At 71.2% G+C, this 21,859-nt stretch carries 18 protein-coding genes and 1 pseudogene; 11 read left to right on the top strand and 8 right to left on the bottom strand.

What is annotated here, in order from left to right:
* The first annotated feature begins 1 nt into the window (after position 1).
* The 7 genes from B0I31_RS00590 (at position 2) to B0I31_RS40295 (ending at position 9,214) form a co-directional block, all read left to right on the top strand.
* A complete protein-coding gene (locus B0I31_RS00590; RefSeq protein WP_106613323.1) occupies positions 2-2,524 on the top strand; it encodes an ABC transporter permease in 2,523 nt (840 codons plus the stop codon).
* A gap of 393 nt (positions 2,525-2,917) precedes the next feature.
* Positions 2,918-4,192, top strand: coding sequence for an extracellular solute-binding protein (locus tag B0I31_RS00585; protein ID WP_106613322.1), 1,275 nt, complete (start codon positions 2,918-2,920; stop codon positions 4,190-4,192).
* 62 nt (positions 4,193-4,254) lie between these two features.
* The gene (locus B0I31_RS00580) at positions 4,255-5,169 is read left to right on the top strand and encodes a carbohydrate ABC transporter permease (RefSeq protein WP_245949656.1); all 915 of its coding nucleotides are present in this window, start codon (positions 4,255-4,257) and stop codon (positions 5,167-5,169) included.
* Positions 5,170-5,174: 5 nt separating this feature from the next.
* Positions 5,175-5,999: a carbohydrate ABC transporter permease gene (locus B0I31_RS00575; protein WP_106613944.1), complete on the top strand. Its 825-nt coding sequence runs from the start codon at positions 5,175-5,177 to the stop codon at positions 5,997-5,999.
* A gap of 8 nt (positions 6,000-6,007) precedes the next feature.
* Positions 6,008-7,426 carry a GH1 family beta-glucosidase gene (locus B0I31_RS00570; RefSeq protein ID WP_106613943.1) on the top strand — a complete coding sequence of 473 codons (1,419 nt, stop codon included), beginning with the start codon at positions 6,008-6,010 and terminating at the stop codon, positions 7,424-7,426.
* 278 nt (positions 7,427-7,704) lie between these two features.
* The gene (locus B0I31_RS00565; protein ID WP_106613321.1) at positions 7,705-9,024 is read left to right on the top strand and encodes an alpha-lytic protease prodomain-containing protein; all 1,320 of its coding nucleotides are present in this window, start codon (positions 7,705-7,707) and stop codon (positions 9,022-9,024) included.
* A gap of 28 nt (positions 9,025-9,052) precedes the next feature.
* Complete coding sequence (locus tag B0I31_RS40295; RefSeq protein ID WP_181319925.1) at positions 9,053-9,214, top strand: hypothetical protein; 162 nt, start codon at positions 9,053-9,055, stop codon at positions 9,212-9,214.
* Positions 9,215-9,275: 61 nt separating this feature from the next.
* On the opposite strand, the gene B0I31_RS00560 is transcribed toward B0I31_RS40295, so the two are convergent.
* The 6 genes and pseudogenes from B0I31_RS00560 to B0I31_RS00540 all read right to left on the bottom strand — a co-directional run bounded on the left by B0I31_RS00560 (position 9,276) and on the right by B0I31_RS00540 (position 13,017).
* Positions 9,276-10,262, bottom strand: a complete 987-nt coding sequence (locus tag B0I31_RS00560) for a LacI family DNA-binding transcriptional regulator (RefSeq protein WP_245949565.1) — start codon at positions 10,260-10,262, stop codon at positions 9,276-9,278.
* Positions 10,263-10,344: 82 nt separating this feature from the next.
* The gene (locus B0I31_RS00555; RefSeq protein WP_106613320.1) at positions 10,345-11,436 is read right to left on the bottom strand and encodes a GNAT family N-acetyltransferase; all 1,092 of its coding nucleotides are present in this window, start codon (positions 11,434-11,436) and stop codon (positions 10,345-10,347) included.
* Between the two features lie 77 nt (positions 11,437-11,513).
* Complete coding sequence (locus tag B0I31_RS00550; RefSeq protein ID WP_106613319.1) at positions 11,514-11,897, bottom strand: hypothetical protein; 384 nt, start codon at positions 11,895-11,897, stop codon at positions 11,514-11,516.
* 72 nt (positions 11,898-11,969) lie between these two features.
* Positions 11,970-12,266, bottom strand: a complete 297-nt coding sequence (locus B0I31_RS41470; RefSeq protein ID WP_425444335.1) for a DNA glycosylase AlkZ-like family protein — start codon at positions 12,264-12,266, stop codon at positions 11,970-11,972.
* Positions 12,267-12,331: 65 nt separating this feature from the next.
* Positions 12,332-12,535, bottom strand: a pseudogene (locus tag B0I31_RS43015) (DNA glycosylase AlkZ-like family protein); the annotation flags it as partial.
* A gap of 86 nt (positions 12,536-12,621) precedes the next feature.
* Positions 12,622-13,017, bottom strand: a complete 396-nt coding sequence (locus B0I31_RS00540) for a hypothetical protein (protein ID WP_106613317.1) — start codon at positions 13,015-13,017, stop codon at positions 12,622-12,624.
* Positions 13,018-13,141: 124 nt separating this feature from the next.
* On the opposite strand from B0I31_RS00540, the gene B0I31_RS00535 reads away from it, so the two are divergent.
* The 4 genes from B0I31_RS00535 (at position 13,142) to B0I31_RS41455 (ending at position 18,426) form a co-directional block, all read left to right on the top strand.
* A complete protein-coding gene (locus tag B0I31_RS00535; RefSeq protein WP_106613316.1) occupies positions 13,142-13,693 on the top strand; it encodes a DM13 domain-containing protein in 552 nt (183 codons plus the stop codon).
* Between the two features lie 249 nt (positions 13,694-13,942).
* Positions 13,943-14,935 (top strand): AraC family transcriptional regulator, encoded by a 993-nt coding sequence (locus B0I31_RS00530; protein ID WP_106613941.1) that lies wholly within the window; start codon positions 13,943-13,945, stop codon positions 14,933-14,935.
* 117 nt (positions 14,936-15,052) lie between these two features.
* Complete coding sequence (locus tag B0I31_RS41460) at positions 15,053-16,369, top strand: phosphodiester glycosidase family protein (protein ID WP_245949563.1); 1,317 nt, start codon at positions 15,053-15,055, stop codon at positions 16,367-16,369.
* Entirely contained in the window at positions 16,330-18,426 is a 2,097-nt protein-coding gene (locus B0I31_RS41455) for a metallophosphoesterase family protein (protein WP_245949562.1), read from the top strand. The genes B0I31_RS41460 and B0I31_RS41455 overlap by 40 nt, the downstream gene beginning before the upstream one ends.
* Before the next feature lie 162 nt (positions 18,427-18,588).
* On the opposite strand, the gene B0I31_RS00520 is transcribed toward B0I31_RS41455, so the two are convergent.
* Complete coding sequence (locus B0I31_RS00520) at positions 18,589-20,652, bottom strand: 3-hydroxyacyl-CoA dehydrogenase NAD-binding domain-containing protein (protein ID WP_106613315.1); 2,064 nt, start codon at positions 20,650-20,652, stop codon at positions 18,589-18,591.
* The gene (locus B0I31_RS00515) at positions 20,652-21,854 is read right to left on the bottom strand and encodes an acetyl-CoA C-acetyltransferase (protein WP_106613314.1); all 1,203 of its coding nucleotides are present in this window, start codon (positions 21,852-21,854) and stop codon (positions 20,652-20,654) included. The genes B0I31_RS00520 and B0I31_RS00515 overlap by 1 nt, the downstream gene beginning before the upstream one ends.
* Positions 21,855-21,859 lie beyond the last annotated feature (5 nt).

The raw sequence follows: 21,859 nt of genomic DNA, 5'->3' as shown, positions 1-21,859 counted from the left end.
GATGCTGCGCACCATCATCGCGGGCCTCAAGGCCCGCACCGCGCGGCTCGTGCTGTCCTCGGTGGCGATCGCCCTCGGCGTCGCCTTCGTGACCGGCACCCTGGTGCTCGGCGACGCCATGACCGCGAGCCTGCGCGACGAGCTCGCCAAGGAAGCGCGCAACGTCGACGTCTCGGTCACCGTGTCCGGCGAGTCGTCGTCACCCGACGAGGTCCAGGGCATCAGCCCGGAGACGCTGGCGAAGATCCGGCAGACACCGGGCGTGGCGGGCGCCGACGCGCGCGGCTCCCACTCCGTGCCGCTGGTCGCCGCCAACGGCAAGGCGAAGCCCGCGTGGGCCGTTCCGCTGGCGAGCAACGAGAGGTTGCGCGAGTTCGACCTCGTCGACGGGCGCTACCCGGCGGAGGCGGACGAGATCGCGGTCGACAAGCGCACCGCCGCCACCGCCAAGCTGACCATCGGCCAACCGGTCGTGCTGCTGGGCAAGGAGGACGAGCGGCACGAGTTCACGCTCGTCGGCACCTACCAGCAGGGCACCAACCAGCTGGTCCTGGGCGGCTTCGACCACGTGGGGCTGACGCCGGAGGGCTTCGCGTCGCTGGAACCGGAACGGCCGCCGTACCAGGTGGTAGCCGTCGCCGCGGCCGGCTTCACGCAGCAGCAGGTGCTGGACAACGTCCGCCAGGCCATCGGCGACAGCGGTTTCCGCCTCCAGACCGGCGAGCAGCTGACGGAGGAGGCCCTGGCCCGGGTCGAGCGCCAGTCGGGCGAGTTCACCACGCTGCTGTTGGCGTTCGCGATCATCGCGCTCGTCGTCGCGGCCATGGTCATCTACAACACGTTCACCATCCTGGTCGCCCAGCGCACCCGTGAGCTGGCGCTGATGCGCTGCGTCGGCGCCAGCCGGAGCCAGGTGTTCCGGGGGGTGCTGGCCGAGGCGCTGGTGATGGGCCTGGCCGCGTCGGTGATCGGCCTGCTCGGCGGCATCGGGGTGTCCGCCCTGCTGCAACAGGTGATCTTCTCGTTCGGCGACAGCGGTGGCGAGGGCACCGTGCAGCTGCCGGTGACGGCCATGACCGTGCTCGCCGCGTTCGCGGTCGGCACGCTGGTGACCGTGCTCGCCGCGGTGCTGCCCGCCCGCAAGGCGACCCGGGTCGCGCCGGTGGCTGCCCTGCGCAGCCAGCCGGACAGTGGCGAGGAGGTCGCCCGCACCGGCCTGCTGCGGGTACTGACCGCCGTGCTGTTCGCGGTGGTCGGTGTCGGCGCGATCGTGCTCGGCCTGGGCATGGAGAACGACGACGCGGCGATGTTCACCAGCGGCGCGGGCACGATGGCGTTGCTGGTCTCGGTGGTCGTGCTGGGTCCGCTGCTGGTCGGCCCGGTCAACCGGGTGCTCGGCGCGGTGCCGCGGGCACTGCTCGGCGTGCCGGCCAAGCTCGCGTCGGCGAACGCGGGCCGCAACCCCAAGCGCACCGCCGCGACCACGGCGGCGTTGATGATCGGCGTGACCATCGTGTCGCTGGTGACCGTGGTCGCCAACAGCGCCAAGGAGACCGTCAACGCCGAGATCGACCAGCGGATGCCCGCCGACTACACGGTGACGTCCGCGGTCTACGACCGGCCGCTGCCCGAGGAGTTGGCCGAGCAGTTGGCCGCCGTGCCGGAGGTGGCGAAGGTCGCGCCGACCACCGTCGTCTACGGCGACCAGGGGTACTTCACCGGCGTGCCGAAGGACGCGGTGGGCGACCTGTTCCGGCCGACCGTCACCAGCGGGTCGCTCGCCGACCTGCGGGACGGCACGATGGCGGTGAACGCCGAGTTCGCCAAGCGCCAGGGCGCGTCGGTCGGCTCCACGGTGACCGTCGATCCGGGCGAGGGCGAGCCGCAGGACCTCAAGGTGGTCGCCGTGGTCGAGGGCCAGGGGCTGTCCGACGGGATCATGACGATCGAGACGTCGATGCGGTTCCCGCAGGCCGCCGAGGGCTACGAGAGCATCCTGGTCAAGCTCGAGGACGGTGTCGCGAACGGCCGCGCGGCGGTCGAGAAGGTCACCGACCCCTCGCCGCTGGCCGTGCTCGACAGCGCCGCCGAGACCAAGGAGCAGCTCAACCAGCAGCTCAACCAGGTGCTCACGTTCATCTGGGCGTTGATCGGGCTGGCGGTGGTGATCGCGTTGTTCGGCATCGCCAACACGTTGACGCTGTCGGTGCTGGAGCGGACGCGCGAGTCGGCGCTGCTGCGGGCGCTCGGCCTGACGCGAGGACAACTGCGGCTGATGCTGGTGGTCGAGTCGGTGCTGATGGCGTTGATGGGCGCGGCGATCGGGCTGTCGCTCGGCATCGGCTTCGGGTGGGTGCTCACCCGGGCGTTGTCCAACGACAACTTCTCGGTGGACCTGGTCGTCCCGTTCGGACAGATCGGCGTGATGCTCGCCGGTGCGGTGGTGGCGGCGGTGCTGGCCGCCGCGCTGCCCGCCCGGCGTGCCGCCCGGACCTCGGTCGTCGCGGGGATGGCCGAGGCGTGAAAGACCCGGTGGCCCGCTCTTCTTCGGGGGAGGAGCGGGCCACCGGGTCCGCGCCGCGTCACCGCGAGGACGTTTTCGCTCGTCCATGCCCTTGACCTCGGTCGTGGCGGTGGGACGCGGGTCACAGAAATTCTGCTGAGGGCGCGTCACATCCGGGCCGGAATCGCCTCTAACAGGGTGCCGGGTGGCCCGGGCGAGGGCCGGGCCACCCGGCTTCAACGTCTCACGGATCGTCGCGGAGCCGTCACCGTCAGCGCACGAGAGCGCTTCAGATTATTGCGGAACGGTGTCGACCGGTACTTCCCGGGTTGACACCTCGGACCGTGACTCACGACTGTGAGAGCGCTCTCATGACGTCGGGTCCGAGCCCGGCGAGTGCGTCGAGGAGGACGGATGGGCAAGACTCCGGTCGGTCGGGCGACGGCGGTGGCGTTGGCCGCGACGGTGGTGGCGGCGTGCGGTGGCGGCGGCGGGGACGCGGGCGACGGCAAGGTCAAGCTGTCGATCGGGGTGTTCTCCGACTTCGGCTACACCAACCTGATCAAGGAATACCAGGCGGCGCACCCGGACATCGAGATCGAGCAGCGCACGGTCAAGATGGAGCAGCACCACACGCAGCTCGCCACGCAGCTCGCGGGTGGCCGGGGCGCCGCCGACATCGTGGCCATCGAAGAAGGCAACATCACGCAGTTCCGCCAGTCCAAGGACAAGTTCGTCAACCTCGCCGACCACGGCGCCAAGGACCTGGAAAGCCAGTGGGCGGCCTGGAAGTGGAACCAGGGCACCACCGACAACGGCAACTTCGTGCTCGGCCTCGGCACCGACATGGGCAGCCTCGCCCTGTGCTACCGGCGTGACCTGTTCGAGGCGGCCGGCCTGCCCACCGACCGCGAGGAAGTCGGCAAGCTGTGGCCGACCTGGGAGAAGTACCTCGAGGTCGCCGACGCGTTCAGCGCGAAGCTGCCGGACAAGAAGTTCGTCGACACCGCCCAGAACGTCTACAAGGCCATCCTCGACCAGACCGAGGAAGGCTACTTCGCCAAGGCCGACGACTCGTTCATCGGCGACAAGAACGACAAGGTCGAGCAGGCCTTCACGCTGGCCGCGAGCCTCGGTGAGAAGAAGCAGACCGGTGCGCTGGCGCCGTTCAGCCAGGACTGGAACGTCGCGCTCAAGCAGGCGTCCTTCGCCACCACGACCTGCCCGGCCTGGGCGCTCGCGCTGATCAAGGCGGGCGCGGGTGACGAGGCGTCGGGCAAGTGGGACGTGGCGGCCGCGCCCGGTGGCGGCGGCAACTGGGGTGGTTCGTTCCTGGCCGTGCCCAAGCAGACCAAGCACCCGAAGGAAGCCTACGAGCTGGCCAAGTGGCTCACCGCGCCGGAGCAGCAGAAGCGGATCTTCAAGGAGACCGGGAACCTGCCCAGCGAGCCCGCCGCGTACCAGGACCCCGAAGTCACCGCGACCGAGAACGAGTACTTCAACTCCGCGCCGGTCGGCCAGATCTTCGGCAACTCGGCCGAGAGCCTGAAGCCGACCTACCGCGGTACCAAGGACTCGAAGGTCACCCCGGTCTTCGGCAACGCCCTGTCCCGCGTGGAGACCGGCAAGCAGTCCACCGCGGACGCTTTCGACCAGGCCGTCCGGGAAGCGCGGGACGCCGTCAAGTGACGGTCGCACCGGAACGGGCGGCGGGGCGGGGCACGACGTCCGCCCCGCCGCCGGCGCAGCGCCTGTCGTGGCGGGACAAGCTCGGCCGGCTGGACGCGAAGTTCACGCCGTACGTCGTCATCGCGCCGTTCTTCGTGGTGTTCGGGATCTTCGGCCTCTACCCGCTGCTCCACACCGCGTGGGTGTCGCTGCACGAGTGGCAGCTCATCGAGGGCGATCAGGGCTTCACCGGCCTGGCCAACTACGCCGAACTGCTGTCGGACGGGAACTTCTGGAACGCGCTGGGCAACACGGTCAGCCTGTTCCTGCTCTCCACGATCCCGCAGCTGTTCGCCGCGCTCGGCCTGGCCGCCCTGCTGGACCGCGGTCTGCGCGGCCGGGCGTTCTGGCGCGCGGGCGTGCTGCTGCCCAACGTGATCTCGGTGGCCGCGGTGGCACTGGTGTTCGCGCAGCTGTTCGGCCGCGACTTCGGCATCGTCAACGCCCTGCTCGGCTTCGTCGGCGTCGACCCGGTGGACTGGCGCGCCGAGACGTGGGCCTCGCACCTGGCGATCAGCTCGATGGTGATGTGGCGGTGGACCGGCTACAACGCGCTGATCTACCTGGCCGCGATGCAGTCGGTGCCCAAGGACATGTACGAGTCGGCGATGCTGGACGGCGCCTCCCGTTGGCGGGTGTTCTGGTCGATCACCGTGCCGAGCATCCGGCCGACGATCCTGTTCACCGTCATCGTCTCCACCATCGGCGGCATGCAGCTGTTCGTGGAACCGCAGCTGTTCGACCCGGGTGGCACGGCCACCGGCACCGGCGGCGACGACCGGCAGTTCCAGACCCTGGTGATGTACCTGTACGAGAAGGGCTTCCGGTTGTTCGACGCGGGCTACTCCTCGGCCATCGCGTGGGTGCTGTTCCTGGTGATCCTGGTGGTCGCGGTCGTGAACTTCACGGTGGCGCGGCGCATCGCGTCGAAGGGGTGAGGGCCGTGCGCTTCACGAAGGCCGGGCCGCTCGCCTACGCCGTGCTGGTGGTGGTCCTGCTCGCGTCGGTGTTCCCGCTGTACTACTCGTTCCTCATCGCCAGCAAGGACAACTCCGCGCTGGGCGACGCGGTGCCGTCGCTGGTGCCCGGCGGGAACCTGATCGACAACCTGACCAGGGTGTTCGACACCGTCGACTTCTGGCTCGCGATGCAGAACTCGCTGGTCGTCGCGGGCACGGTGGCCATCAGCAACGTGGTGCTGGGCACGCTGGCCGGGTTCGCGTTCGCCAGGCTGCGGTTCCGGGGCTCGAACTCGCTGTTCCTGGTCGTGGTCGGCACGTCGATGGTGCCGACGCAACTGGGCGTCATCCCGCTCTACATGCTGATGTCGGACCTCGACTGGTACGGCACGCTGCAGGCGGTGATCGTGCCCGCGCTGATCGGCGCGTTCTCGGTGTTCTGGATGAGGCAGGCGTGCGAGGAGTCCGTGCCGTACGAGCTGATCGAGGCGGCACGGGTGGACGGGTGCTCGGTGCTGCGCACGTTCTGGCACGTGGCGTTCCCGGCGGTGCGCCCGCAGGCGGCCGTGATGGGCATGTTCACGTTCATGACCGCGTGGAACGACTTCTTCTGGCCGCTGATCGTGCTGGACCCCAACGACAGCCCCACGGTGCAGGTGGCATTGTCGACGTTGGCCAGCGGTTACTACACGGACTACTCGCTCATGCTCTCCGGCGCGTCGCTCGCGGTGCTGCCGGTCGTGGGGATCTTCATCCTGCTGGCGCGGCAGATCGTCGGCGGGATCATGCAGGGCGCTGTGAAGGGGTGAACTCGCGGATGACGACAACCGACCCGGACACCGAGGTCGGACAGGACCTGCTGCGCTTCCCACCGGGTTTCCGGTGGGGAGCCGCGACGGCGTCCTTCCAGATCGAAGGAGCGACCACAGTGGATGGTCGCGGTCCGTCCATTTGGGACACTTTCGCGGCCAGGCCGGGCGCGGTGCTCGGCGGCGACACCGGCGAGCCGGCGTGCGACCACTACCACCGCTACCCCTCCGACGTGGCGCTGATGGCGGAGCTGGGACTGGACTCGTACCGGTTCTCGCTGGCCTGGCCGCGCATCCAGCCGGTCGGCGCGGGCCGCGTGGAGCCCAGGGGACTGGCGTTCTACGACCGGCTGGTGGACGAGCTGCTGGCCCGGGAGATCGAGCCGGTCGTCACGCTCTACCACTGGGACCTGCCGCAGGCGTTGGAGGACGCGGGCGGTTGGCGCAACCGCGACACTGCGTTCCGGTTCGCCGAGTACGCGGCGCTCGCGCACGAGCACCTGGGCGACCGGGTGCGGCAGTGGACCACGTTGAACGAGCCGTGGTGCTCGGCGTTCCTCGGGTACGCCAACGGCATCCACGCGCCCGGTGTGGTCGACCCGAAGGGCTCGCTGGAAGCCGCCCACCACCTCCTGCTCGCCCACGGCCTGGCCGTGCAGGTGATGCGGGACCAGGCGCCGGACGACCACGAGCTGTCCATCGTGCTGAACTTCTGCGCGCTGACGGTGGACGACGACTCGCAGCTGGACGCGGCGCGCAAGGTCGACGGCCTGCAGAACCGGCTGTTCCTCGACCCGCTGGGCGGCCGCGGCTACCCGCGCGACGTCATCGAGGACACCGCCTGGCTGGGCGACTGGACGGCCGTGGTGCACGACGGCGACCTCGACGTGATCGCCGCGCCGATCGACTGGATGGGCGTGAACTACTACAGCCCGACCCGCGTGGCCCCGGCCGACGACCCGCTGAAGGTGGACGACGGGCCGTTCCCGGGTCTGCGGGGCGTGGACTTCCTGCCGCCGCGCGGCGAGGTGACCGGGTTCGGCTGGGAGGTCGACGCGCGGGGCCTCACCGCGCTGCTGGAACGCCTCCAGCGCGACGTCGGCCTGCCACTGGTGATCACCGAGAACGGCTCGGCGTTCCCGGACGTGGTCGAGGACGGCCAGGTGGTCGACGAGGCGCGCACCCGGTACCTGGTGGACCACCTGCGCGCGGTGCACCGGGCGATCGCGGCGGGAGTGGACGTGCGCGGGTACTTCGCGTGGTCGCTGCTGGACAACTTCGAGTGGGCGGCGGGGTACAGCCAGCGGTTCGGCATCGTGCACGTCGACTACGACACGCAGGTGCGCACGGTGAAGCGCAGCGGCAGGACGCTGGCCGAGGTGATCGGCGTCAACGCCGTCCCCGGGAACGGCTACGACGTGCCCTGATCCGGTCCGGGAGGGCCGTCCGGCTCGGGCGGCCCTCCCGGTCGACGTGTCCGGGCGGCGGGACACGCGTTGTTGGGCCATCCGGTTGACGGCACGCGGTCGAGTGCGTGCCACCCCCACCGTGCGCTAGCGTCGGTCGCGGTTGCGGTTTCGGGCGCGCAGCCGGGAAACCGTTGCCAGGCAAGCAGATCGTCCGCCCGGTTCGGCGTGCTACCGCGCCGCGACCGGCGCCGACGACGATCGATCCCGCCGGAACGCGAACACACCACGGGGGAACTGTGTCGTACAGACGCGCCTTCACCATCGTCACGGCAGTCGTACTCGGGTTGACCGCGCTCGCACCGGGCGCGAACTCGGCGCCGCCCGACCCGCGCAACGACGTCGCCTGGGTCTTGGCCGAAGAGGACGCGGGCGCGGTCCGCGCGTACGTGGAACAGCACCCGCAGGACTTCTCGGGCTTCTGGCTCGACCGCGCCCGGAACAGGTTCGTGGTGGCCGTCCCCGAAGGACTCGACGCCGCGCCGCGCACCGGTGCGCTGCGGCGGTTGGCACCTGTCCGGGCGGCCTCGGCCTTCACCGCACCGGTGGAGGTCCAGCGGCGGCCGACCTCGCTGGCCGTGCTGAACGACGCCCTCGCCGAGGTGGGCGAGGAGTTGACGGCGGCCACGTCACCGGTCAACTCCTGGTACGTGGACGAGCAGCTGGGCAAGGTCGTGGTCGAGGTCGGCGAGGACGTCGCCGGTGCCACCGCGTCCGTCACCGAGTCGGTCACCGCGTCCGTCACCGGGGTGGTCGACGCCGACCTGGTCTCGGTCGTCACCGTGAAGGGCCGCAACACCACCCACAAGGCGGTCGTGCCGGTGCGGGAGCCGGTGAAGGCGGTGAAGGTCACGAAATCCCGGGTGGACGAGCTGAACGCGATGGCCTACCCCGGCCCCGACCGCGAGTACGACCACCTCCCGTTCTACACCGGCAACAGGATCATCCGGTGGGACGAGGGGCAGGTCAGCTGGTGCAGCAGCGCCTCGGTCAACTACGCGAGGACGCACATGTACACGGCCGGGCACTGCTTCGTCGTCGGCCAGGAGATCCTCCAGGGTTACTTCGACCAGGCCGCCAACCTGATCTACTACTCCGACGAGATCGGGTCGGTCGTGTCGTCGCAGTGGGGCAACAACCGCATCGACGCCCAGTCGCTCAGCACGACCAAGTACGCGAACCGCCAGTACCACGGTGGCGTCACGACGCAGAACTACCTGACGCAGTTCAAGAACACCTCCGCCTACACCGGGATGCGCGTGTGCGGCAACGGCTCGGTGAGCGGGACGCGGTGCGCGGGGGAGCTCGTCCGCACGAACGTCTGCGTCACCTACGCGGACGACGGCGTCACCCCGTGCGGCATGTCCGTCGTCCAGTCCCTGACCACCACTCCGCTCAGCCAGTCCGGCGACAGCGGCGGCCCGGTGATCCTGGACAGCACCGGAACCGGCGCGCAGGTGGTCGGCATCATCTCGGGCGGGAACGACACGCAGCGCACCTTGTTCTACTCGCCCATCGCCGCGGCCTGCGCCCAGGTCAGCCCGTTCACCTGTGACTGAGCCGCCACCCGGGGATAGCATCGGGACCATGGCCCGAACCGTCCCGGTCGCCGTGATCGCCCTGGCGGTCCTGGCGGTCGCCACCGGTTGCCGCGACGTGGAAGAGGGGGACAGCGTGCCACCGGGCACTGCCTCCAACCCGTCGCTGACCATCACGCACATACCCCCTCCCACCAAGCCGAGCCCTTAGAGCCGGTGGGAGGACCGAGCGGGGATCCCTCCGTCGAGGGGTCCCCGCTCGGTGGCCCGGGTCAGGAGGACTCGCGGCGCACCAGGACGGTGGGCAGGACCTCGCGTCGCGCGCGGATGGACTCGCCGCGCAGGAGCCGGAGCAGGTGGGTGACCATGTGGCGGACCTGGGCGCTGGTGTCCTGCCGCACGCTGGTCAGCGACGGCGTGGTGTGCGGCGCGATCATCGGGTGGTCGTCGAACCCGACGATGGCGACGTCCTCCGGCACCCGCTTGCCCGCCTCGCGCAACGCGTCCAGCACACCGGCCGCCATGTGGTCGGACGCCACGAACGCCGCGTCCAGGTCCGGCACCCGGGCCAGCAGCGCCTCCATCGCCTTGCGGCCGCCCTCGCGGGAGAAGCCGCCGTCCGCCGTCATCAACGCCGTGGTCTCGTCGTCCGCGCCGACCGCCGTGCGCCAGCCGGCCAGCCGGTCCATCGCCGAGTGCTCGTCCAGCGGACCCGTCACCGAGACGATCTTCTTGCGCCCCAACGAGATCAGGTGCTCGGTGGCCAGCAGCCCGCCGCCCTCGTTGTCGTGGTCCACGGTGTGGATGCCGCGCAGCGAGCCCCACGGCCGGCCCGCGTACACCACCGGCAGCGGCAGCTTGCGCGCCACGGTCGGCAGCTGGTCGCCCTTGTGCGGCGCGAACAGCAGCGCGCCGTCCACGTGCCCGCCCGCCAGGAACCGCTCGGCGCGGGCCTGGTCCTGCGGCGAGTGCACCAGCATCAGCACCATCTGCACGTCCGCGTCGGCCAGCGACCGTGCGGCCGAACGGATCAGCCAGGCGAAGTGCGGGTCGTCGAAGATCTTCGGCTCGGGCTCGGAGAACACCACCGCCACCGCGCCGGAACGCCTGGTCACGAGCGCCCGGGCGGCCTGGTTCGGCTGGTAGCCCAGCTCCATCACCGCCGCCGTGACCGCCTCGTGCGCCTCCGGGCTCACCCTGGGCGACGCGTTGAGCACCCGTGACGCGGTCGCCCGGGAAACGCCGGCTTTCGCCGCCACGTCCTCCAGCGTGGGCCGCGCGCCTGAGTGCGATTGAACCGACACGAGCACCACTCCTCGACGATCGCCCTACGAACCCAGCTTAGCTGGAGGCGACCTGCCGGGAAGCGCTCTCAACAGGACCCGGACCGGTGACCCGCGCACCCTCGGTGGCGATCGACACGCGCAGCAACCCGTCCTCGCGTCGCACCGAGGTCGGCAGCCCGGCGCGGGCCGCGGTGCGGACCAGCCCGCTCTCCTCGGGCAGGCACCAGCCGACCAGCTCGCGCCGCCCGTCCGCCCGTGCCGCGCCGGCCAGCGCACCGAGCAGCGCGGTGCCCACGCCGCGGCCCTGCCAACCGTCCTCCACCAGCAACGACACCTCGGCGCTGTCCGGAGTGGACATCGGGATGAGCTGCCCGAGGGCGACCACCCGATCCGCGCACTGGGCCACCACGGTGGTGCCGCGGGGCGGGCTGAGCAGCCGGTGCAGCCACCGCCTGGGCACGGTCCGCAGGCCCGCGTGGTAGCGGTTGAACAGGGTGCCCATCGAGCACCGCGAGTGCAGCTCGGCGACCGCGTCCTCGTCGCCCGCGCGGCCGGGCCGCAGCACCAGCGCCATGCCGTCGTCGGTCAGCAGCGCGGTCGGCTGGGGCGTCGTCACGCCGTGGGCGGCCAGCAGGTCCAGCAACGCCTGCCCGCGGGCAAGCTCCACCTGCGTGAACGGTGCCCAGCCGCGTTTGATCGCCGCTGCTCCGCAGACGGCGGGCGAGGCGACCTCGCGGTGGTGGTCGGTTGCGGAGTCGTGGATCGGTGGATCGGTGGGCTCGAGTGTGACCGAGTCGGCGCCCAGGACGGTGCGCAGCGCCTCGGCGACCGTGCTCGGGTCGCGCAGGGCCCGCGCGGCGGCGCGCAGTGCCGCGGTCGGCGCGTCGACCAGGTCGCGCACGTCGGCGGCGGTGATGCCGACGCACCGGCCGCCCTCGGCCCGCACCGCGTCGACCAGGTCGGCGGGCAGCACGCCCGGCCCGGCCTGGACCACGAGTTCGTCGAGGACGCCGCCGGGCACCGGCATCACGGACAGGGCCAGCACGTTGCAGTCCTGGTGCGCCAGCCGGATGGTCACCCGAGCCAGGGCGCCGGGACTGTCGTCCAGCTCCACGCGCAGTCGCCAGGTCTTCGGTGTGGTGTCCATGCGACCAGGCTGCTCGGCCCACGTTGCGGGACGGGGACGTGGGCGTTTCGGCGACGTGAGGGATCGCCGCCGCGCGGTCAGTCCCGGCAGTGCGGTGGCGGCAGCGGGTTGATCGGGCTGCACGGCCACTCGGTGCTCTTCACCCTGGTCGTGGTGGTCGTCGTCGGCGGCGCCTCGGCCGTCGTCTCCGGCGGTGGCGGCGGTGCGGCCGGCGGTGGCGTCGTCGTGGTGGTCCGAACCGTGGTGGTCGAACTCCGCGGCGACGACAAGGCGTCCGTGGTGACCGCGCTCGGCGGCGTGGTGGAGCTGCCGACGGTCGACGGCCGACCGGTGATCCACGTCGAGGCGGGCGTCTCGGCCTGCTGCTCGTCCTTCACCCCGTCGAGGTACACCCCGATGAGGACACCGATCAGCGCCGACGCCGCCACGGCCAAGCCGCACGTGGCCCACAGCACCCGCACAGCAAGCCTCCTAACAGAACGTACTTGTGGCGCAACGGTCAGCAGCTGAACAGTACCGCCCGGCGGACCGGCTCACCCGGCCCAGTGCACCTCGATCGGGCCCGGTATCCGGTCCACCTCGCTGAGCACGGCTTTCCGTGCCGCAGCGGACAACGAGCGGAACGGCTCCACGGTGACGGTCGTCCGGCCGCCCGTGCGCTCCTGCGACCAGACCCCGGCCCGCATCCCGTTCACCATGAGTACCGGGGACAGCCATCCCTGCGGTCGGTACACCATTTCGGGCGTCCCACCATCGAGAAGGTGGGTGGCGTGGCGTGTTGCCGCGACGACGTACTGGTCGAACGCGGGCAGCAGTCGCGCGGTCCGCACCGGTTCCGCCGTGCGCAAACTTTCGACGTCCCCCGCCCGCACCCGGTGGGCCGGTAGTGCCGGTAGGTGGCGAACCCGGCTTGCCACAGCGGGTACTCGGCGGCGGGCAGCAGGTGCAGCGTGCCGCGCATCGACCACGTCTTGACCAGCGCGCGGTCGGTCCACAAGGCCTGTTCGACGGCGTCGTCCGGCAGCCCGTCGACGCGGGCGCGCAGCGTCGCCCCGGCCGACGACATCAACTGCGCGTGCAGCCCGCACAGCCGGGACACCACCTCCAGCGCCTCACCGGCGGGTCGCCGCACGTCGAGGCCGTGCCTGCGGGTGCGCCAGGCCGCCACCTGCCGCCACGTCACGCTCACCGGCGTTCGCCCCGGGCCTGCCCGGCCGCGAGCCTGCGCTCCAGCGCCGCCGTGCCCAGCGCGCGGGCCAGCACGAGACCGGCGCCGGACAGCCCGGCCGCGAGCACCGCGCCGGTCAGGTGCCACGTCGGTGCGTCACCTGTACAGGTGAACACGTTCGTGAACTTGTCCGAGGAGCAGGTTACGAACGGCACCGAGGCCAGCCCGATGCTGGCCGCCGCGACCCCTCCCAGCAGCGCGGACCCGAACGTGCACATCAACGGGAACGCGGCGTTGGCCGCCCCGACCGCCGCGACCAGGAACAGCAGCGGCACCGGGTGCGGGAACGGGCCGAACGCGGCGCAGCCCACCATGAGCGCGCACACGATCGCCAACCCGGCCCGTTCACCCACGTGGCGACCCTAACAACGCGGGACCGGGAGACGTCAGAACTTCGTAAGCGGGTTTCGCCCGCGCACCGGCGTCCGGTTCGCCAGAGTTGTCCGGTAGGCAGGACGACTTTCCGGAAGGCGTGAGATGTCCAAGCGGGTAGTGGTGATCGGGGTGGCCGGCGTGCTGGTGGTCGCCCTGGTGGTGGGGCTGTACCTGTTCCAGCCGTGGCGGCTGTTCACCGACCGGACGGCCGACGAGGCGCTGTTGCTGCCGACGTCGACGACCACGACCACGACCACGGCGTCGGTCGGCTCGACGACGCAGGCACCGACCACGACGACGACGCCCGCCGGTCCGGTCGCGCTGGCCTCCGGCCCGTTCCGCTCCCTGGACTACACCACGACCGGGAGCGCGACGTTGGTCCAGCTGCCGGACGGCAAGCGCGCCGTGCAGTTCGAGGCGCTGGACACCAGCGACGGTCCGGATCTCTACGTGTACCTGTCGGACAAGCCCGCAGACTCGCCCGAAGCGGCGTTCGACTCCGGGTTCACGAACCTCGGCAAACTGAAGGCCAATCGCGGCAACCAGGTCTACGAAGTGCCCGCCGAGCTCGACCTGAGCACCGTCCGCAGCGTCGTGATCTGGTGCAAGAGGTTTTCCGAGGGCTTCGGAGTAGCGCCGCTGGAACAGGGCTGACACATAGGCGAAACAAATACGCGGTGGTCTGGGCCACTTATAGCCTTTTCGCCGTATTGACGTATCTGGTCTAGACCACATAGAGTGGTAGGCACCACAACGTCCCTCGTTGGTGGGCGGGCGGATGCCCCATCGACGAGGAGCCGGCTCACTGGGGTGGGCCACCGTTGGCGGCGGCGCGGCGCTTTCTCTCCCCGTTCCGCGCCGCCGCACACGGCCTGCCGGTGACCGTGATGCACACTGTGAGTGATGCTCACCAGGACCATCGCCATCCACTACGTCAACGCCGCGCTGCGCGGCGCCGTGCGGCGTGGTCACGATGTCGCCGGGCTGCTGGCGACGGCGGGCATCAGCGAGGCACTGCTCGCCGACGAACGCGCCCGCGTCACGCCCGCCCAGTACACGAAGCTGGTCCAGGCCCTGTGGGACGCGCTGGACGACGAGTTCATGGGCCTGGGGCCGAAGCCGAGCAAGCGCGGCACGTTCCCGACCATGTGCCTGCTCGCCGTGCACTGCGCGTCACTGGAGGACGCCCTGCGGCGCGGGCTCGCGTTCTACGGGCTGTTCGACGTGCGGCCGGCGATGACGTTGGGCGAGCACGACGGCGTGGCCGCCTTCACCCTGTCCGCGGCGGGCGTCGACGACCCGGACCGGTTCCTGGTGGAGTCGCTGCTGGTGCTGTGGCACCGGTTCTCGTCGTGGCTGATCGGCAGGCGGATCCCGTTGCGCGGGGTGGACCTGGCCTATCCCGAACCGGCGCACGGCGCGGAATACCACCTGATCTTCGGCGCCCCGCTGCGGTTTTCCGCACCCGCGACCACGTTGACCTTCGACGCGCGATTCCTGCGGATGCCCGTGGTGCAGGACGAAGCCGCGTTGAGGCGGTTCCTGCGCAATTCGCCTGCGGAGTTGCTGTCCCGGCGCGATTACGGCGCGGACGCGTCGAGCCAGGTGCGGCGGATGCTCGGCGGTGGCGTGGTGGGGCTGGAGAACGTGGCCGCGCGGCTGGGGATGAGCGCGCCGACGTTGCGGCGCAAGCTGGCGGCCGAGGGCACGTCGTTCCGCGAGGTGCGGGAGCAGTTGCTGCGCGACCAGGCCGTGGCGAGCCTGGTGCGCGGCGGCGAGTCGGTGGAGGAACTGGCGCTGCGGCTGGGTTTCTCCGAGGCGAGCGCATTTCACCGGGCGTTCAAGCGGTGGACGGGCACCAGTCCTGGTACGTACCGGGCCGGCCCTGTTAGCTGACCTCGCCGGACGGCCGATCGGGTCGTCAACTGCGGCCGAACGGCCGTGTCCGGCGAATCGTCAACACGGTGGACTTACATCGCGTAAGAATCTCACCCCACCCCTGCGGGAGTGCCCGTGTTCCCACGCCCTCGCCCCGCCGCCCTGGCCGGGGCACTCGTCTTCGCCCTGGCGACCGCCGCGCCCACGGCGCACGCCGAACCGCCACCGCCCACCACCGCGGTCGACCTGCCGGGCGTCGCGGTCGCACCCGCCGTCGACCCGGCCCGCCGCATCGAGACGGCCCGCAGCACCCGCCCGGTCGCGCCGGGCGTGTCGCTGAGCTCGTTCGACTGGTACGAGCCCGGCGGCGCCGGCGGCTGGATCCGCGGCGACGCGCTCACCGTCGACCTCACCGCGGGCACGAAGGTCGACTACCTGCACCCCGGGCACGTCGCCGCCGCCGAACCGCTGTCCGCCCAGGCGAACCGGACCCGCGCGGTCGCCGCCGTCAACGGCGACTTCTTCGACATCAACAACTCCAACGCACCCCGCGGCGTCGGCGTGCAGGACGGCCGCACGGTCAAGTCGCCCGTCGCCGGGCACCGCCGCGCGGTCGGCCTGGACGCGGCGGGCGTCGGCCGGGTGATGGAGGTGTTCTTCGACGGCAGGATCACCCGCGCGGACGGCTCCTCGATCCGGCTGCACCAGCTCAACAGTGCCGCCGTCGAGTCGGGCGGGGTGGGGCTGTTCGACCCGATCTGGGGCTCGTACAGCAGGTCGCGGGCGGTGCAGGGGGCGTCCCGGGTGACCGAGCTCGTCGTGCGGGCGGGCGTGGTCACCGAGCGGCGCGACCGCGCGGGCGACGACCCGATCCCCGCGGACGGCCAGGTGCTCGTCGGCCGGGAGGCGGGTGCCGACGCGCTCGCCGCGGTGGGCGTCGGCGAGCGGATCACCGTGGAGCACACCACGAAGGCCGACGACGGCAGCGCGCTGCGTGCCGCGATCGGCGGCAACCAGCTGCTGCTCAAGGACGGCGAGGTCGTCGCACCCGCCGACCCGCTGCACCCCCGCACGGCGGTCGGGTTCTCCGCGGACGGCAAGAAGATGTTCCTGCTCACCGTGGACGGCCGCCAGGGCGCCTACCTGCTCGGGCTCAACCTCCAGGACGTGGCCTCGATCCTGAAGGAGATGGGCGCGCACAACGCGCTCAACCTCGACGGCGGCGGCTCGTCCACCCTGCTGGCCCGCACGCCCGGTGCGGACACCGTGTCGGTGGAGAACACCCCATCCGATGGCGGTGAGCGGCCCGTGCCGAACGGGCTCGCGCTCTACGCGCCGACGGGCAGCGGCTCGTTGACCGGCTTCTGGGTGCGGACCGCGATCGACCCGCGTGGCGCGCCGGGGTCGGACCCGTGCCGGGCGGTCACCCCGACCGGGTGTTCCCGGGGCTGACCCGGCGGCTGGTGGCCGAAGGGCACGACGAGACGTACGGCCCGGTGCAAGACGACGCGCACCGCTGGCGCACCGCCCGTGCCGACGTGGGCCGGGTGGATCACGACGGCGTGTTCCACGCCCTGCGGCCGGGCACGACGACGGCCGTGGCGCAGCGCGGCGGCGTGACCGGCGAGGTCGAGCTGACCGTGCTCGGCGCGTTGGCCGGGCTGTCCGCGACCACCACCAGGCTCAGCCTGCCCGAGGTGGGCGGCACCAACCGGTTCGGCGTGGTCGGCCGGGACCGTGACGGGTTCACCGCGCCGATCGAACCCGCGGACGTGGCGCTGGACTACGACCGGTCCGTGATCGACATCGTGCCCGGTGACCACGGCTCGTTGCGCGTCACGGCGGTGAAGCCGGGTGCGACGACGGTGGTGGCGCGCGTCGGGTCGCACGTGGTGCGCGTGCCGGTGACCGTGGGGCTGGAGGAGCGGCTGATCGCCGGCTTCGACGACGGCGCTTCGTGGACGTTCGGGTCGGCGCGCGGCTCGGGCTCGGTGGCGCCGGTGGCCGAGGGGCGCACCGGGGCCGGGCTGCGGATGACGTACGACTTCGCCAAGTCCACCGGCACCCGGACGGCCTACGCGATCCCGCCGCGGCCGATCGAGGTGCAGGGGCAGCCGCTGGCGTTGGGCGCGTGGGTCTACGGGCACGGTCGCGGCGAGTGGACGGCGTTCACCGTCACCGACTCGTCGGGGCTGAGCCGCTCGCTCTACGGGCCGTACATCACGTGGACGGGGTGGCGGTACCTGGAGGTGCCGGTGCCGTCCGAGCTCGCGTTCCCCTTGCGGGTGAACAGGTTCTACACGATCGAGACCAAGGCGGACCGGCAGTACACCGGTGAGGTGGTCGTGGACGACATCGTGGCCAAGGTGCCGCCCGCGGTGGAGCTGCCGGTGGTGTCGGAGCCGGCGGACCGGTTCGTGGTGCGGGACGGCACGGTGGCGGACCGGCCGTGGCGGTTCGCGGTGATGTCCGACGCGCAGTTCGTGGCGCGCAACCCGGACAGCGAACTGGTCCGCGCGGCACGGCGGACGTTGCGCGAGATCAAGGCGCAGCGGCCGGACTTCCTGGTGGTCAACGGTGACTTCGTGGACGAGGCGTCGCCCGCGGACCTGGCGTTGGCGCGTCGGGTGCTGACCGAGGAGCTCGGCGACGAGCTGCCCTGGTACTACGTGCCGGGCAACCACGAGATCATGGGTCCGGGCACGATCGAGAACTTCCGGCGCGAGTTCGGCGCGACCAACCGGGTGTTCGACCACAAGGGCACCCGGTTCGTGCTGCTGGACTCGTCCACCGGGACGTTGCGCGGTGGTGGGTTCGACCAGGCCGTGATGCTGCGTGACGCGTTGCGCGACCACTCCGCCGTGCACTCGGTCGTGGTGATGGAGCACCACCCGCCGCGCGACCCGACGCCGACGAAGGGCAGCCAACTGACCGACCGGATGGAGGCCGACGTGGTCGAGGACTGGCTGGCCGGGTTCCGGCGGACGACCGGCAAGGGTGCGGCGTTCATCGGCGCCCACGTGGGCCTGTTCCACGCTTCGCGGGTGGACGGCGTGCCGTACCTGATCAACGGCAACTCGGGCAAGGCGCCCGCGGGCGAGGCCGGTCGCGGTGGCTTCACCGGCTGGACCATGCTGGGCGTCGACCCGCGTCTCGGTGACTCCTGGCTGGCCGCCGAGATCCGCCCGCACGTGGACGGCCTTACCCTGACCGCCGAGCCCACCACCCGCATCGGCAGCCCGACCAACGTGACGGCTTCCATCACCCAGGGCAGCCGCCAGGTCCCCGTCGCCTACCCCGTGACCGCGGACTGGTCGGGCTCGCTGAACCTGCACATCGGCCCGGCCTCCGGCCTGCGCCCGTGGCACGTCGCGTGGCTCGACCCCGACACCGGAACCCTGGCCGCCCTCCGCCCTGGCCGGATCACCATCGCCTTGACGGTCAACGGCACAACCCAACGGACCGAGGTGACCACCGCCTTCCCCGAACGCCCCCGCGCCACCGCCTGACCTGCGCCCACCGCGAGAGTCCTACGTTCGCGCCGCGAGAGTCCAACGTTCGGAGCACCTGAATTCAACGCTCAGCACCGGAAGCACCTGCGCTGAGCGTTGAATTCGGGGTGCCTGAACGTTGGACTCTCGACGCTTGAACGTAGGACTCTCGGGGGTGGGTTAGAAGGGGGTGTTGCGGGTGGCGCGGTCGCGGAGGGAGGTCGGTGGGCGGAAGCGCTCGCCGTAGGTGTCGGCCAGGTAGTCCGCCCGCTCCACGAACTCGGTGAGGCCGTAGGAGTTGACGAACTGGACGGTGCCGCCGCTCCACGGCGCGAAGCCGAACCCGAACACCGAGCCCACGTTCGCATCACCGATCGACGTCAGCACCCCCTCGTCCAGGCACCGCACGGTCTCCAGCGACTGGATGAACAGCAACCGGTCCTCGACGTCCCGCTCGGTCACGCCCGCGTCGGCCCGCGCGTACCGGGACAGGCCCGGCCACAGGAACTTCCTGCCGCCCTCCGGGTACTCGTAGAACCCGGCACCGCCGGACTTGCCCGTGCGCCCCTCCGCGACCAGCTCCTCCAGCACCTTGAACGCCGGGTGGTCGGCCAGGGCGCCGGCCGCGGCCGGGTCGTCGGCCAGCGCCTGGTCCCGGATCTTGAGCTGCAACGTCAGCGTGACCTCGTCGGACACCGCCAGCGGGCCCACGGCCATGCCCGCGCGACGGGCGACGTTCTCGATCAACGCCGGTGACACGCCCTCCGCCACCATCGACACGGCCTCGGTGACGTAGGTGCCGAACGTCCGCGACGTGTAGAAGCCGCGGCTGTCGTTCACCACGATCGGCGTCTTGCCGATCTGCAGCACGTAGTCGAACGCCCGCGCCAACGTCTCGTCCGACGTCTTCTCCCCGCGGATGATCTCCACCAGCCGCATCTTCGGCACCGGCGAGAAGAAGTGCAGCCCGATGAACCGCGAGGGATCACCCACCGCCGACGCCAGCCCGGTGATCGGCAACGTCGACGTGTTCGACGCGATCACCGCGTCCGGCAACGCCGCCGTCTCCGCGGCCGGCAGCACCTTGTTCTTCAGCTCCCGGTTCTCGAACACGGCCTCGATCACGAGGTCGCAGCCCGCCAGGTCGGCGTCGGAGTCGGTCGGCGTGATGCCCGGCGTGTCACCGGCACCCCGCCGCGCGCCCTCCAGCGTCACGTCCTTGAGCACGACCTCGATCCCGGCCTTGGCGCTGACCTCGGCGATGCCCGCGCCCATCATGCCCGCGCCGAGCACGCCGACCTTGGTCACCTTCGACCGCTCGACCCCGGCCGGCCGCGACCCGCCCGCGTTGATCTCGTTCAGCTGGAACCAGAACGTGTTGATCATGTTCTTGGAGACCTGGCCCGACGCCAGCTCCACGAAGTACCGCGCCTCGACCTTCAACGCCGTGTCGAAGTCCACCAGCGCGCCCTCGACCGCGGCGGCCAGCACCTTCTCCGGCGCCGGGTACACCCCGTGCGTCTTCTTCCGCAGCACGGCGGGCGCGGCGGCGAGCAGCCCGTACAGGTTCGGGTCGCCGACCCGCACGTCCGGCACGGTGTACCCCGGCTTGTCCCACGGCTGCTGCGGCGCCGGGTTCTCCTTGATCCACGCCCGCGCCTTGGCGATCAGCTCCTCGCGCGAGGACGCCAGCTCGTGCACGATCCCGGCCTGCAACGCCCGCGCCGGCCGCAGCTGCTTGCCCTCCATCAGCAGCGGCAACGCCGGCTGCACGCCGAGCAGCCGCACCATCCGGGTCACGCCGCCGCCTCCGGGCAGCAGGCCCAACGTCGCCTCGGGCAGCCCCAGCTTGATCTTGTCGTCGTCCAGCACCACCCGGTGGTGGCACGCCAGCGCGATCTCCAGGCCACCGCCGAGTGCGCTGCCGTTGATCGCGGCGACGACCGGCTTGCCGAGCAGCTCCAACCGCCGAAGCTGGCCCTTGATCTCCTCCAGGAACCCGAGCGCCTCGGCGGCGTTCCCGGGCGTGATCTGGATGAGCACGTTCAGGTCGCCACCGGCGAAGAACGTCTTCTTGGCCGACGTCAGCACCACACCGGTGATGTCGTCGCGCTCGGCCTCCAGCCGCGCGACCGCCGCGCCCATGTCCTGGTGGTACTCGGCGTTCATCACGTTCGCCGAACCGGACATGTCCATCGTGAGGGTGACGACCCCCTCGTCATCCCGCTCGAAGTGGATAGCCATCAGACCCTCTCGATGATCGTCGCGATGCCCATGCCGCCGCCCACGCACAACGTGGCCAGCCCGCGCCGCAGGTCCCGGCGCTCCAGCTCGTCGAGCAGGGTGCCCAGGATCATGCAGCCGGTCGCGCCCAGCGGGTGGCCCATCGCGATCGCGCCGCCGTTGACGTTGACCTTGTCGTCGGGCAGGTCCAGCTCGCGCTGGAACTTCAGCACGACCGACGAGAACGCCTCGTTGATCTCGAACAGGTCGATGTCCTCGACGGTCAGCCGCGCCTTGTCCAGCGCCTTGCGCGCGGCCGGGGCGGGACCGGTGAGCATGATCGTGGGCTCGGAGCCGACGACCGCGGTGGCGATGATCCGCGCGCGGGGCGTCAGGCCCAGCTCACGGCCGACGCGCTCGTTGCCGATCAGCATCGCCGCCGCGCCGTCCACGATCTGCGACGAGTTGCCCGGCGTGTGGACGTGGTCGATGCGCTCCACGGTCGGGTACCGGTCGATGGCCACGGCGTCGAAGCCCAGTTCGCCGTGGAACGCGAAGCTCGGCTTGAGCTTGCCCAGCCCCTCCAGCGTGGTCTCCGGACGGATCGCCTCGTCGTGGTCGAGCACGACCGAGCCGTTCTGGTCGACCACGGCCACCACCGACCGGTCGAAGTACCCCTTGTCCCGGGCCAGCGTCGCCCGCTGCTGCGAGCGCAGCGCGAAGGCGTCCACGTCCTCGCGGCTGAACCCCTCCAGCGTGGCGATCAGGTCCGCGCTCACGCCCTGCGGCACGAAGTTGACCGCCATGTTGGTCTCCGGGTCGGCCATCCACGCGCCGCCGTCCGAGCCCATCGGCACCCGCGACATCGACTCGACGCCGCCCGCCACCACCAGGTCCTCGAACCCGGACGCGACCTTGGCCGCGGCCAGGTTCACCGACTCCAGGCCGGACGCGCAGAACCGGTTGAGCTGCACGCCCGCCGGCCGCAGGTCCCAGCCGGCCGCCAGCACCGCCGTGCGGGCGATGTCCGCGCCCTGCTCGCCGACCGGCGACACCACGCCGAACACCACGTCGTCCACCGCGGAGGTGTCCAGGTCGTTGCGCCGCGCCAGCGCCGCGAGCACCCCGGAGGCGAGGGTGATCGGCTTGACGCTGTGCAGCGATCCGCGCTTTCCCCTGCCACGCGGTGTGCGCACCGCGTCGAAGATCAAGGCTTCGCTCATGTACT

It is taken from the genome of Saccharothrix carnea, from assembly GCF_003014735.1.
Taxonomy (GTDB): domain Bacteria; phylum Actinomycetota; class Actinomycetes; order Mycobacteriales; family Pseudonocardiaceae; genus Actinosynnema; species Actinosynnema carneum.
This window is presented reverse-complemented; position numbering and strand designations above follow the sequence as displayed.

What these genes read in the sequence shown, in the direction of transcription:
- B0I31_RS00590 (WP_106613323.1), top strand. Translation starts at nt 2, where the DNA reads ATGCTGCGCACCATCATCGCGGGCCTCAAGGCCCGCACCGCGCGGCTC.
- B0I31_RS00585 (WP_106613322.1), top strand. Translation starts at nt 2,918, where the DNA reads ATGGGCAAGACTCCGGTCGGTCGGGCGACGGCGGTGGCGTTGGCCGCG.
- B0I31_RS00570 (WP_106613943.1), top strand. Translation starts at nt 6,008, where the DNA reads ATGACGACAACCGACCCGGACACCGAGGTCGGACAGGACCTGCTGCGC.
- B0I31_RS40295 (WP_181319925.1), top strand. Translation starts at nt 9,053, where the DNA reads ATGGCCCGAACCGTCCCGGTCGCCGTGATCGCCCTGGCGGTCCTGGCG.
- B0I31_RS00555 (WP_106613320.1), bottom strand. Translation starts at nt 11,436, where the DNA reads ATGGACACCACACCGAAGACCTGGCGACTGCGCGTGGAGCTGGACGAC.
- B0I31_RS00535 (WP_106613316.1), top strand. Translation starts at nt 13,142, where the DNA reads ATGTCCAAGCGGGTAGTGGTGATCGGGGTGGCCGGCGTGCTGGTGGTC.
- B0I31_RS00530 (WP_106613941.1), top strand. Translation starts at nt 13,943, where the DNA reads ATGCTCACCAGGACCATCGCCATCCACTACGTCAACGCCGCGCTGCGC.
- B0I31_RS00520 (WP_106613315.1), bottom strand. Translation starts at nt 20,652, where the DNA reads ATGGCTATCCACTTCGAGCGGGATGACGAGGGGGTCGTCACCCTCACG.
- B0I31_RS00515 (WP_106613314.1), bottom strand. Translation starts at nt 21,854, where the DNA reads ATGAGCGAAGCCTTGATCTTCGACGCGGTGCGCACACCGCGTGGCAGG.